General features: G+C 36.1%; 14 protein-coding genes. 5 read left to right on the top strand and 9 right to left on the bottom strand.

Annotated features, from left to right (window positions below; genetic code table 11):
* Positions 1 to 44: 44 nt before the first annotated feature.
* Entirely contained in the window at positions 45 to 230 is a 186-nt protein-coding gene (locus VF726_RS08090) for a PspC domain-containing protein (RefSeq protein WP_000044335.1), read from the top strand.
* A 69-nt stretch (positions 231 to 299) separates the two neighbouring features.
* Here VF726_RS08090 and VF726_RS08085 read toward each other — a convergent pair whose 3' ends face one another.
* Complete coding sequence (locus tag VF726_RS08085; RefSeq protein ID WP_087957097.1) at positions 300 to 872, bottom strand: helix-turn-helix domain-containing protein; 573 nt, start codon at positions 870 to 872, stop codon at positions 300 to 302.
* A 100-nt stretch (positions 873 to 972) separates the two neighbouring features.
* Between VF726_RS08085 and VF726_RS08080 the strand changes: the two genes are divergently transcribed.
* Positions 973 to 1938 (top strand): DMT family transporter, encoded by a 966-nt coding sequence (locus tag VF726_RS08080; protein ID WP_440167268.1) that lies wholly within the window; start codon positions 973 to 975, stop codon positions 1936 to 1938.
* A gap of 143 nt (positions 1939 to 2081) precedes the next feature.
* Entirely contained in the window at positions 2082 to 2747 is a 666-nt protein-coding gene (locus tag VF726_RS08075) for an MIP/aquaporin family protein (RefSeq protein WP_440167266.1), read from the top strand.
* A gap of 59 nt (positions 2748 to 2806) precedes the next feature.
* On the opposite strand, the gene VF726_RS08070 is transcribed toward VF726_RS08075, so the two are convergent.
* The 3 genes from VF726_RS08070 to VF726_RS08060 all read right to left on the bottom strand — a co-directional run bounded on the left by VF726_RS08070 (position 2807) and on the right by VF726_RS08060 (position 5464).
* Complete coding sequence (locus VF726_RS08070) at positions 2807 to 3238, bottom strand: Rrf2 family transcriptional regulator (protein WP_000512998.1); 432 nt, start codon at positions 3236 to 3238, stop codon at positions 2807 to 2809.
* A 118-nt stretch (positions 3239 to 3356) separates the two neighbouring features.
* Positions 3357 to 4577, bottom strand: coding sequence for an ABC transporter permease (locus tag VF726_RS08065; RefSeq protein ID WP_440167262.1), 1221 nt, complete (start codon positions 4575 to 4577; stop codon positions 3357 to 3359).
* Positions 4578 to 4579: 2 nt separating this feature from the next.
* On the bottom strand, positions 4580 to 5464 hold the full coding sequence (locus tag VF726_RS08060) for an ABC transporter ATP-binding protein (RefSeq protein WP_440167260.1): 885 nt from the start codon (positions 5462 to 5464) through the stop codon (positions 4580 to 4582).
* A gap of 343 nt (positions 5465 to 5807) precedes the next feature.
* Between VF726_RS08060 and VF726_RS08055 the strand changes: the two genes are divergently transcribed.
* The gene (locus tag VF726_RS08055; RefSeq protein WP_440167258.1) at positions 5808 to 6635 is read left to right on the top strand and encodes a 5'-nucleotidase, lipoprotein e(P4) family; all 828 of its coding nucleotides are present in this window, start codon (positions 5808 to 5810) and stop codon (positions 6633 to 6635) included.
* Between the two features lie 26 nt (positions 6636 to 6661).
* On the opposite strand, the gene motB is transcribed toward VF726_RS08055, so the two are convergent.
* Complete coding sequence (motB, locus tag VF726_RS08050) at positions 6662 to 7450, bottom strand: flagellar motor protein MotB (protein ID WP_001256734.1); 789 nt, start codon at positions 7448 to 7450, stop codon at positions 6662 to 6664.
* Positions 7440 to 8234 (bottom strand): flagellar motor stator protein MotA, encoded by a 795-nt coding sequence (motA, locus tag VF726_RS08045; protein WP_000344858.1) that lies wholly within the window; start codon positions 8232 to 8234, stop codon positions 7440 to 7442. The genes motB and motA overlap by 11 nt, the downstream gene beginning before the upstream one ends.
* 264 nt (positions 8235 to 8498) lie before the next feature.
* Between motA and VF726_RS08040 the strand changes: the two genes are divergently transcribed.
* Complete coding sequence (locus VF726_RS08040) at positions 8499 to 9278, top strand: M15 family metallopeptidase (protein ID WP_440167255.1); 780 nt, start codon at positions 8499 to 8501, stop codon at positions 9276 to 9278.
* A 36-nt stretch (positions 9279 to 9314) separates the two neighbouring features.
* Here VF726_RS08040 and VF726_RS08035 read toward each other — a convergent pair whose 3' ends face one another.
* The 3 genes from VF726_RS08035 to sdhA form a co-directional block, all read right to left on the bottom strand.
* Complete coding sequence (locus VF726_RS08035; protein ID WP_440167253.1) at positions 9315 to 9761, bottom strand: acyl-CoA thioesterase; 447 nt, start codon at positions 9759 to 9761, stop codon at positions 9315 to 9317.
* 93 nt (positions 9762 to 9854) lie between these two features.
* Entirely contained in the window at positions 9855 to 10616 is a 762-nt protein-coding gene (gene sdhB, locus VF726_RS08030; RefSeq protein WP_048531517.1) for a succinate dehydrogenase iron-sulfur subunit, read from the bottom strand.
* Complete coding sequence (gene sdhA, locus VF726_RS08025; protein ID WP_048531519.1) at positions 10609 to 12402, bottom strand: succinate dehydrogenase flavoprotein subunit; 1794 nt, start codon at positions 12400 to 12402, stop codon at positions 10609 to 10611. Before sdhA ends, sdhB begins: the two co-directional genes overlap by 8 nt.
* Between the last annotated feature and the right edge of the window lie 12 nt (positions 12403 to 12414).

The following is a 12414-nucleotide window of genomic DNA, read 5'->3' as shown; positions in this document are numbered from 1 at the left end:
AGAATAGAAATATATAGCTTGTCATAAAAAGGAGGGATTGGAAGATGTCAAAAAGATTATGTAAATCCGAAACTGATAAAATGCTATTTGGTATATGCGGTGGTTTAGGAGAATATTTTGATATTAGCTCTACTCTCATTCGCATACTTTGGGTCATTGCTATTTTATGTTTTGGGACGGGGTTTTTAGTTTATTTCATTTGTTTATTACTTATGCCACGCTCTTACTAATAACATTCTTTCATTTATTTGAGCATAGCGCACAAAAAATATCCTATAGAAAATCTATAGGATATTTTTTCATGAAGAATATTTCATCGTTAAATGTAATACTGCTACTTCATCTTCTTCATTCTTATAACTATGTTTCTTGTTCGCTTCAAATTGAATAGAGTCAAACTCATTTAATTCGTATACATCGCTTTCTACTTGAATCGATACTTTCCCTTTCATTACCGTTACAAGCTCAATAGCACCTTCATGATGAGCTTCTGGTTCATATATACTATTCGATCTTAAACAAGCACGGTGCATCTCCATCCCTGTTTCTTTCGTATAACGAAACATCGTTTCTAAATGCCATGCTTGTCCTGCATCTACTGCAAATCCTTCACCGCAGCGCGCAACAGCTACAGGTTCCCCAACAACCATCAATCTCGATAAAGGAATCGATAACCCTTTCGTTATTTTCCAAATGACAGCTAACGTCGGATTCGTTTCGCCTCTTTCAATCTTTCCTAATGTTAATTTACTAACCCCTGTTTTTTGAGCTAATTCTTCTAAACTTAATTTTTGTTCATTTCGAATTTGTCTTAATAACTGACCTACTTGCTGAATGACTTCTTTCGTTTGCATATCTTCATGTTCTTTCATCTATAAAACCACCTTAAAGTATAAAATAGTTTACTTTTATTAATTTTATGTATATTATACTATACATAATCATCAAATTCCGAAAGGAGTGCTATACTTCATGCGCGCAATTTTATTAGGCCTTTTATCATCAGCCTTTTTTTCCGCAACCTTTATTATTAACAGAGCGATGAATGTGTCTGGAACGAGCTGGGCTTGGACAGCTTCCTTCCGCTTTTTATTTGCTCTCCCTATTTTATTCCTTATCGTTTTATTTCGCAAAAACTTAAGGGGTTTATGGGAAGAATTAAAGAAGCATCCATTAGCATGGATCGGATGGGGTTCCGTTGCTGGTATTGGCTTCTATTCTTTATTAAGTTTCGCGGCTGTCTTTTCTCCAGCATGGCTCGTTGCTGGAACTTGGCAAGTTACTATATTAGCAGGTTTACTTTTATCACCATTATTCTTCATTAAAATAGAAACGAAATCAGGCACAAAACTTGTACGTGGAAAAATTCCACTTCGTAGTTTATATGTCGCACTATTTATTTTACTTGGTGTAATTTGTATGCAAGCAACTGCTGCAGGTCATATTACAATGACTCAGTTTATTTCAGGATTTTTACCTGTCGTAGTAGCAGCCTTCTTATATCCATTCGGCAACAGAAAAATGATGGAACTTGTTGGCGGGCGTCTGGATACGTTTCAACGTGTATTAGGAATGGCAATCGGCAGTCTTCCTATAACAATTTTACTTGGTATATACGGATTTTCTACTACCGGTATTCCAACATCCAGCCAAATGTTGCAAGGGTTTTTGTTAGCATTATGTTCAGGAGTAATTGCAACGATGACATTTTTCTTTGCTACTGACTTAGCAAAAGATAACCTCGCTCTACTTGGAGCTGTTGAAGCAACGCAAGCCGGAACAATGGTCTTTACCGTACTTGGCGAAATTATTTTCTTAAATGGTTCATTTCCTGGCGGGCTTTCCCTACTTGGAATGATTATTATTATGTTAGGAATGGTTGCAAATAGTATTTTAAACCGTTCTGTTCCAGCCGTTAAACAGAAAAAAACAGCATAAAAAAGAGTATGGTTCTATAACAAAGAACCATACTCTTTTTTCATTGTCCCCCTATTTCGCCTTATCAGAATAGTATTTCATTAGCTGTTTATACTAAAACCTATGTTATAATACGTTTCATGTGCAATATTAGGAGGTAAATTATGTTAAAAAAAGCAATCGCTGAATTTATTGGTACATTTGTACTTGTATTATTCGGAACTGGAGTAGCTGTCATCGGCGGCGGAATTGAAGGAATTGGAACATTAGGAATCGCTATGGCTTTCGGTCTATCTATTGTAGCTATGGCATATAGCATCGGAACAATTTCTGGATGTCACATTAACCCAGCAGTATCAGTAGCTATGTTCATCAACAAAAGAATGAACGCTATGGAACTTTGTTATTATGTATTAGCTCAAATTTTAGGTAGTTTATTAGGAACTGCAACGTTAGTAACAATTTTAAAATCTGCTAAAACACCTTTAGATAATTTAGGACAAAATGGTTTCGGAACTCTTGGTTTATCTGGAGCATTTCTAGTTGAATTTATTTTAACTTTCGTATTCGTATTAGTAATCGTTGCTGTAACAGGTAAAAAAGGAAGTTCTTCTCTAGCAGGATTAGTAATTGGTTTCACATTAGTGTTAGTTCACTTATTAGGAATTCCGTTAACTGGAACTTCTGTTAACCCAGCTCGTAGTATAGCACCAGCTTTATTCGCTGGCGGAGAAGCACTTTCTCAACTATGGGTATTCATCGTTGCACCAATTCTTGGTGGTATCGTAGCAGCTATTGTTGGTAAATTCATTTTAAATACTGAAAAATAGAATTTTCAATATTTCTGAACAAAAAAAGGCGAGCCCTCATTATGAGGATGCTCGCTTTTTTACTCTTTCATTTTAGACTTTAAGTTTGTAACCAATTGATCTACCGTTACATTTGCAAGTACGTTTTCCATCGCTTCTTGCGCTTGCATTAAAATAATTTCTAATACTGATTGAATATTAGCTCCTACTGGACATTCAATGTTGGGATTTTCATGGAAGGAAAATAGCTGCCCTTCTTCTACAACTTCCACTGCTTTATATACATCAAGTAATGTAATTTCTTCTAAATCACGAGCAAGTGTCGTACCACCTTTACCAGCTTGTACATCAACAAGTCCTGCTCTCTTCAACATTCCTGTAATGCGACGAATCACAACCGGATTTGTATTCACACTACCAGCAATCCATTCAGAGGTACAGCGAGAGTTTCGATCTATCGCAAGTAATGTCAACATATGAACACCTACTGTAAAACGACTACTAATCCCCATCTGCACACCCTCCTTTGTATTCATTCTATTAAAAGACGACTCTTATTATTATATACTATTTTTAATTTATACATAAAGAAAAAGCATGATTTCAATAGGAAATCATGCTTTTCTCTCATTATTGACGCTTTATAAATTTCGCTAAATCTTTAAATTTCACTTTATCTGAGTAATTCATTACGCCGTTTACGTAAATGCGGCTTGCAAGCATATTGACGATAGCGATAGTCACCAATAAAATGACTAATGTCACAATAATCTCTACAGTACCGGCTTCACCTGCTACAAGCCTCGAAAATGTAACCATAGGTGTAAAGAAAGGAATATACGAACTAACTACAGCTAATGTACTATTAGGATCAAATAATGATTTAATACTAATGAAAAATGCTGCTATCCCTAACATTGTAATTGGAAACGAAAGAGATTGCACATCCTCAATTTTTGATACAACAGCACCAACCGCTGCATATAACATTGCGTATAGTAAGTAACCCATAACAAAATACACAACAAACATACTAATTACTACAGCATCCAATTTAGAAAAGTCTAGTGTAAGTCCCACTAAAGATGCATTTTCTAAGTCTACCCAACCTAATAAATATGGTACGAGAAAACCGAAGGAGGCAATAACAAGTAATAGTAAAGCACTAGAAACAATTGCTAAAATTTTAGCATGTAGCATTGTTAATGGTCTTACTTTCGGAAGCATTAACTCCATAACACGAGATGACTTTTCAGATGCTATCGTCGTCCCAATTGCAGTTCCAAACACAATAATAAACATATATAAAGCAAACGAGAAAACATAACCAATTCCAAAGGAAGATGCATGATCCTTTACTGCCTCTTGCTTTAACGGAATTTCCATTTGTAACTGTTTTGCTACTTCAGCAGATACATTATTTTTTTCAATCATTACCGCTGTATACTGTTCCTTTAAATAACTTGCCATAAGTGTAGCCGTTGATTGGCTCGGAAAACCACTATACATATACGTCACTTCTGGAATACCATTCTTTTCTGTAATACGGAATAAACCGTCTAAATTCCCATCTTCCACTTGCTTACGTAGCTCATTAAACTTATCCTTATTTTCTACAGTTACTTTAGCAGACGGAAGTAACTTTGTTATATCACTTTCTTGCACTTTATAAATATCGCTTTCAGTTACTACAGCAAATTTATCTTTTCCTTTATCATTATCAGCTGTGAAATGATTAAAGGCAAAAAGTCCAAACACAACTAAAAATAAAATCGCACTCGTAATTAATGATTTTTTAGATAAAAATGCTTCTCTAAAATAAAATGAAAATACGTGAGAAAATTTACGCATCGTTATTTCGCCCTCTCTACAAAGATTTCGTTTAACGTCGGCTCTAACATTTTAAATTGTCGTAAAGTAACACCTTGTTCTTGTAACTGTTGTAAAATCTTTAGAGCTTCTGCATCATCTTGTACTTGCACATAAAGAAGGCCTTGTTGTTTTTCATACGATACATGAATAGCCGCTAATCCCTTCTCATTCTCTTCTGTATCTTCAATCGTTAAATTACGGAAACCGTATTCTTTTTTAATATCACTTAACTGGCCTTTTACGACTGCTTCGCCTTTTTTCAAAATACATACATGTTGGCAAAAAGCCTCTACTTGTTCCATACGATGACTAGACAAAATAATTGTCTTTCCGCTCTGTACTTGTTCTTCAATGATGCTAGCTAACATCCCAGCATTCACTGGATCAAGTCCGCTAAACGGTTCATCTAAAATGAGAAGTTCAGGATTATGAAGAAGGGCAGCAATTAATTGGATTTTTTGCTGGTTCCCTTTTGAAAGCTCTCCTGCCGTTTTAAATTTATATTCCGGTATGGCTAATCGCTCTAACCAGTGATCAATAGCAAGATCTACTTCTTTTTTCGTCATTCCTTCTAATCTACCAAAATATCGCAACTGGTCTATTACTCTACTTTTTGTATATAAACCTCTTTCTTCTGGTAAATATCCAATCGTTATCCCACTAGTCCCAAATGATTTTCCATCCCATGTAATAGAGCCTTCATTAGGCGTTAATAATCCGAGAAGCATTTTGATTGTCGTTGTTTTCCCTGCACCATTTCGGCCAAGTAATCCTAGCACTTCACCTTTTGGTAACGAAATTTGCAAGCCATTAACTGCTTTTGATTCCCCAAATTGTTTCGTTAAGTTTTGAATTTGTAAACTCAAAGTATAAAGCCTCCCCTTTAGTATCATTCATACTCTCTTTCAAAAACTATGTTTATACAAGATAAAATATAGCACTACACTTCATCCTCTTAATATGTAACATCTCCTTAATCCATCATTTGTTCTATTTAGTTAAAATTGTAAATATTATCGCATGATTTGTCAATTATTATTGTCATTTCGACAATTAAACTTGTCAAAATAATTCCCACTATTTTTCTCATCTTTCTAATATAGGACATACTACTATATATACAAAAGACAATATGCAAATGTTCATACAAAAAATATTATTTTTCGATATATAATATTAACTGATTTTCTAACATCAAGGAGGATACATATGAAGATGAAGAGGGGCATTACCACTTTATTATCTGTAGCGGTTCTATCTACATCACTTGTAGCATGTTCAGGAACACAAGAGAAAACTGTGGCGAAAGAAGAGAAAGTAAAATTAACAGACCAGCAACTCATGGCTGATTTATGGTATCAAACAGCTGGCGAAACGAAAGCACTTTATTACCAAGGGTACAATATCGGTCAATTGAAGCTTGATGCAGCTCTTGCAAAAGGGACAGAGAAAAAACCTGCTATCGTACTTGATTTAGATGAAACGGTTTTAGACAACAGTCCTCATCAAGCAATGAGCGTAAAAACAGGGAAAGGTTATCCGTATAAATGGGATGACTGGATTAATAAGGCTGAGGCTGAAGCCCTTCCAGGCTCAATTGATTTCTTAAAATATACGGAGTCTAAAGGGGTAGATATTTACTACATCTCAAATCGTAAAACGAACCAACTAGATGCAACAATTAAAAATCTTGAGCGTGTAGGTGCTCCTCAAGCAACGAAAGAACATATATTATTGCAAGATCCGAAAGAAAAAGGAAAAGAAAAACGCCGTGAACTCGTTTCGCAAACACATGATATCGTCTTATTCTTCGGTGATAACTTATCTGATTTCACTGGTTTTGATGGAAAAACTGTAAAAGATCGAAATCAAGCAGTTACAGATTCAAAAACACAATTTGGTGAGAAATTTATTATTTTCCCGAATCCAATGTATGGTGATTGGGAAGGCGCTTTATATGAGTATGATTTCAAAAAATCAGATGCAGAAAAAGATAAAATCCGCCATGACAACTTAAAATCATTTGATGCAAAATAAAAGAGGGTGGCATTCGCCATCCTCTTTTATTTTACTTTCTCTGTTAAAGGCAAGATGAATACTTCCACACGTCTATTCTTTGCCTTTCCTTCTTGTGTATCGTTTGGAGCAATCGAACGATATTCTCCATAACCAATCGCACTAAATTTTTCTGGTTGTAATTCTTTATTTTGCAGTAATACTTGCATAAAATTAACTGCCCGCTGCGTACTTAATTCCCAGTTCGACGCAAACTGCGCATTGGCAATAGGGACATTATCCGTATGACCCGATACTGTAATTTCACGAGGTGACGCTGAAACAAGTAAGCTAGACATCTCTTTTGCAATCCCTAAAGATTCTAATTTCACATCTGCTTTCCCCGAATCAAACAGTATATTCTCTAATATTGTCACCATTAATCCCTTTTCAGTTAATTTAGTTTGAAAAGAAGAGGATAATTGTTTTTCATTAATATATTGATCAATCTTTTTTTGTAATGCTTTCAATTCATCCATCTCTTTTTTTTCTTTCGCTCTAGCTTCTTCTTGTTTTTTTGCTTGTTCTGCCTCAAGGCTACTTGCTGATAATTCTTTTTCATCATTTGGCTTTTGATCACTTAAAAATTCTTTGTTACCTGTTCCACCGGCTAATTCACTTCGAAAAGCAACTGCCATCTGTTTAAACTTCGCAGCATCTATACTACTCATTGCGAATAAAACGATGAACAATGCAAATAACAACGTTAACATATCAGAATATGGAATTAACCAAGTTTCGTCGATATGCTCATCATGTTTTTTCTTTTTGCCTCTTCTATTTTTCTTACTCCGCATTTTTTTCTGCTCCTTTTTCTAGCTTTTTACGCTCAGTTGCAGAAAGTGAACCTAAAATGCGGTTCTTCATAATAAACGGATATGTACCCTCTTGTAACATTAATAAACAATCAATAATTAAACGTTTTTTCTCGATTTCAGCTGCAGATTTTTGTTTTAACTTATTTGCAAATGGATGCCATAATACATAACCTGAGAAAATACCAAAAATCGTCGCAATAAACGCACCTGAAATAGCGTGTCCTAACTTTTCAATATCAGTTAAATTGCCAAGTGCAGCTACAAGACCGATAACAGCACCTAAAACCCCTAATGTCGGCGCATATGTACCAGCTTGTGAAAAAATTGCCGCTCCTTTTGCATGCCTTTCTTCAATTGCTTCTAATTCAGCTTCTAAAATCTGCTCTAAATCTTCTGCGGATACGCCATCAATCACAAATTTCATACCACGCAAAAGAAATTCATCTTGAATTTTGTCTAATTGTTGCTCTAAAGACAAAATACCGTATTTTCTACTTTCTGATGTCCAATGAACAAATAATTCTAGCAACTGTTCATAACTTAAATCCTTTTTATTTGAACCAAAAAGAACTTTAAATAATTTTGGAACCCTTTTTAGTTGATTCATCGGAAATGCTATACATACTGCAGCAAATGTACCGATAAAAATAATTAATGCTGCGGCAGGATTCAATAAGGCTGTTACGTCAGCGCCCTTGACGACCATCCCTACTACCACTGCTACAAATCCTAAAATAAGTCCAATAATTGTTGCAAAATCCATTCCCATTCACTCCTAGTCTATACAAGAAGTTCTTTATTCTCGATAATCGCTACATCTTCTTATGTATATATATTACATAAAAAATTCATTTCATGAAAGATAAGAAATGAATTAAATGAAAAAACAATACAATTTCACACATTTTCTGACATTTTCTTTGCATTTCTATTACGTTACGACTCTTATATTTCTTTTTCAACAAACTAGACTTATAATAAAAACAATACATATTTTATTAAGAAAGGACTGTGATTACAAGGCATCATGAAAAAAATAATCATTATTTCTGCCGCTACTATTGTAATCGGTATCACTTCTTTCGCTTACTTTAGTTCTAAATCACCACTACAAAATGGGGCGAAAGCTGTCGAAAGTCAACAGCATAGTAATCACCAAAAAGAAGAGATTCCTGCTTTTCCAAAAGCTAATCATAATGCAAAGAAGCTAGACAATGATTTTTCCGTTGTAACAAATCCAGATTCTAATCTTGTCTTAGTTAATAAACATCGAAAACTACCAGACGGATACACACCTGAAGACTTAACAAGACCAAACGTACCATTTACTAGCCCAAAAGATAAAGAAAAAACATTGCTGCGCGAAGATGCTGCAAATGCGCTTGAAAATATGTTTGAAGCGGCACGGAAAGAAGGACTGGAACTTACAGCTGTATCTGGTTATCGTTCATACAAACGCCAAAAATCATTACATGATACATACGTTAGACGTCAAGGAAAAGCTGAAGCTGATTCAGTAAGCGCCATTCCTGGTACAAGTGAACATCAAACTGGTTTAGCAATGGATATTAGTTCAAAATCTGCTAAATTCCAATTAGAGCCTATTTTTGGAGAGACAGCCGAAGGAAAATGGGTTGCAAAACATGCCCATGAATTTGGCTTTGTTATTCGTTATTTAGAAGACAAAACAGAAACAACAGAATATTCATATGAACCGTGGCATTTACGCTACGTTGGAAATCCATACGCTACATACATATATAAACATCATTTAACATTAGAAGAAGCGATGGAAGACAAAAAATAAGAGAGCAACTTGCTCTCTTATTTTTCTTTCACTCTATTATTGTAGTAATTTTTTCTTCCACTCTTCAGGCCACGGTTCGCCTCTACCCGTTTTTTTCGATGCTTGCACCATCATTCCACGACCAACTAAGCAAACTTCTCCTTCTGCATTTTTTACCATATAATGCAAATCTAAAGAAGAATTCCCAACCGATCTCGCTTTTACATACACCTTCAACTGTTCATCAAAATATATTTGCTTAATAAAATTACATTGTAAATCCGCAACAACAATCATCGTTTCTGAAGATTCATGCGTCCATTCCTGCATAAATCCAAGTTCTTTAAATAATGCGATACGCGCTTCTTCAAAGTAGGTAAAGGCAACGACATTATTTACATGTCCAAACATATCTACTTCACCAAAACGAACTTTTACAGGATTGTAAAATGAAAAACCACTTTCCCATTGCTCAAAGTCTTCAATATAAGAAATCCTCTTCATTAATCCATCTCCTTTTCACCCTTATAATAAACAGAATAAACAGAAAAATAAACTTATAAATATTGCCTCTTCATGTTGAAGAGGCAATATTTATTAATAGTTATTGTCGCTACCAAAGAAATCTTTGAACGATTGAATTGTTGTATCACGGTTTAATGCCGCAATTGAAGTTGTTAATGGAATACCCTTTGGACATGATTGCACACAGTTTTGAGAGTTACCACAGTTTGCAAGTCCTCCATCTCCCATAATTGCACGTAAGCGATCTGCTTTATGCATTTCACCCGTTGGATGTGAGTTGAATAAACGAGCTTGTGATAACGGTGCTGGTCCAATAAAGTCAGATTTACTATTTACGTTTGGACATGACTCTAAGCAAACACCACATGTCATACATTTTGAAAGCTCATAAGCCCATTGACGTTTCTTCTCAGGCATTCTTGGTCCTGGTCCTAAGTCATACGTACCATCAATCGGAATCCAAGCTTTAACGCGTTTTAGAGCGTTAAACATGCGACTACGGTCAACTTGTAAGTCACGTACAACTGGGAATGTCTTCATCGGCTTTAAGCGAATTGGTTGTTCTAACTGATCAATAAGAGCTGTACATGATTGACGTGGTTTTCCGTTAATCACCATCGAACATGCGCCACATACTTCCTCTAAACAGTTCATATCCCATGCAATCGGAGTCGTGTCGTTTCCTTTTGAATCAACAGGATTACGACGAATTTCCATAAGCGCCGAAATAATATTCATATTTGGACGATACGGAATTTCAAACTCCTGGTCAAACGCTTGCGCGTCTGGCCCGTCTTGTCTCGTAATGATGAGGCGGATTGTTTTCTCAGACATGTTGTTTATCCCCCTTCTCTTCACCCTTAGCAGCTACATCATGTTTTGAAGAATAATCACGTTTACGTGGTTTAATTAATGAAACATCCACGTCTTCGTAATGGAATGCTGGTGCATTTCCTTCCCCTTCAAATTTCGCCATCGTAGTTTTTAAGAAGTTTGCATCATCACGATTTGGGAATTCAGGTTTGTAATGCGCCCCACGGCTCTCATTACGGTTATACGCTCCAATTGTAATAACACGTGCTAACTCAAACATATTTGCAAGTTGGCGTGTAAATGAAGCACCTTGATTACTCCATCTTGCTGTATCGTTAATGTTAATACGTTTGTAACGAGCCATTAACTCTTCAATTTTTGCATCTGTTTCTAATAACTTTTTATTTTCACGAACTACTGTTACGTTATCTGTCATCCATTCTCCAAGCTCTTTATGAAGAACATATGCATTTTCGTTACCATCGAGCGTTAAAATATTGTTAAATTTCTCTGTTTCGATCAATTCATTTTGCTCATACACAGTAGATGAAACAGCATCTGATGATTTAGTAAGACCTTTCATATATTCAATTGCGTTTGGTCCTGCTACCATACCACCGTAAATTGCTGATAATAGTGAGTTCGCACCAAGGCGGTTACCACCGTGCATAGAATAATCACACTCACCTGCTGCAAATAAACCTGGAATGCTTGTCATCTGCTTATAATCAACCCATAGTCCGCCCATTGAATAGTGAACAGCTGGGAAGATTTTCATTGGTAGTTTACGAGGATCATCACCTGTAAATTTCTCATAGATTTCAATGATTCCACCAAGTTTAATATCTAGTTCTTTCGGATCTTTATGAGAAAGATCTAAGTACACCATGTTTTCACCGTTAATACCTAGTTTTTGCTCTACGCAAACATCAAAGATTTCACGCGTTGCGATATCACGAGGTACAAGGTTTCCGTAAGCCGGATATTTTTCTTCTAAGAAGTACCATGGTTTACCATCTTTATATGTCCAAACACGTCCACCTTCACCACGTGCTGATTCACTCATAAGACGTAATTTATCGTCTCCAGGAATTGCCGTTGGATGAATTTGAATGAACTCACCGTTTGCATAATATGCGCCTTGTTGATATACAGCAGAAGCTGCTGTACCTGTATTAATAATAGAGTTAGTTGATTTTCCAAAGATGATACCAGGGCCCCCTGTTGCCATAATCACGGCATCAGCTTGGAAACTTTTAATCTCCATAGTTTGTAAGTCTTGTGCAACGATTCCTCGGCACACACCTTCGTCATCCACAACAGCTCGTAAGAAATCCCAACCTTCATATTTCGTTACAAGTCCTGCTACTTCGTGACGACGTACTTGCTCATCTAATGCGTATAGTAATTGCTGTCCAGTTGTTGCACCAGCAAATGCTGTACGGTGATGTTGTGTTCCACCAAAACGACGGAAATCAAGAAGACCTTCTTCCGTACGGTTGAACATAACACCCATACGGTCCATTAAATGGATGATACCAGGTGCTGCTTCACACATTGCTTTAACTGGTGGTTGGTTCGCTAAGAAGTCCCCACCATAAATTGTATCGTCAAAGTGGATCCATGGAGAATCCCCTTCACCTTTTGTATTTACGGCACCGTTAATTCCACCTTGGGCACATACAGAATGCGAACGTTTTACTGGTACTAAAGAGAACAGTTCAACATTTACTCCTGCTTCCGCCGCTTTAATCGTTGCCATTAAGCCAGCCAAGCCACCGCCGACTACTATAAGTTTCCCTTTCATGCTCTCCCACTC

The sequence above is a fragment of the Bacillus sp. Brlt_9 genome, from assembly GCF_051948935.1.
GTDB lineage: Bacteria > Bacillota > Bacilli > Bacillales > Bacillaceae_G > Bacillus_A.
Note: the sequence above shows the minus strand (reverse complement) of the source record. Positions and strands in the feature narration are given on the sequence as shown.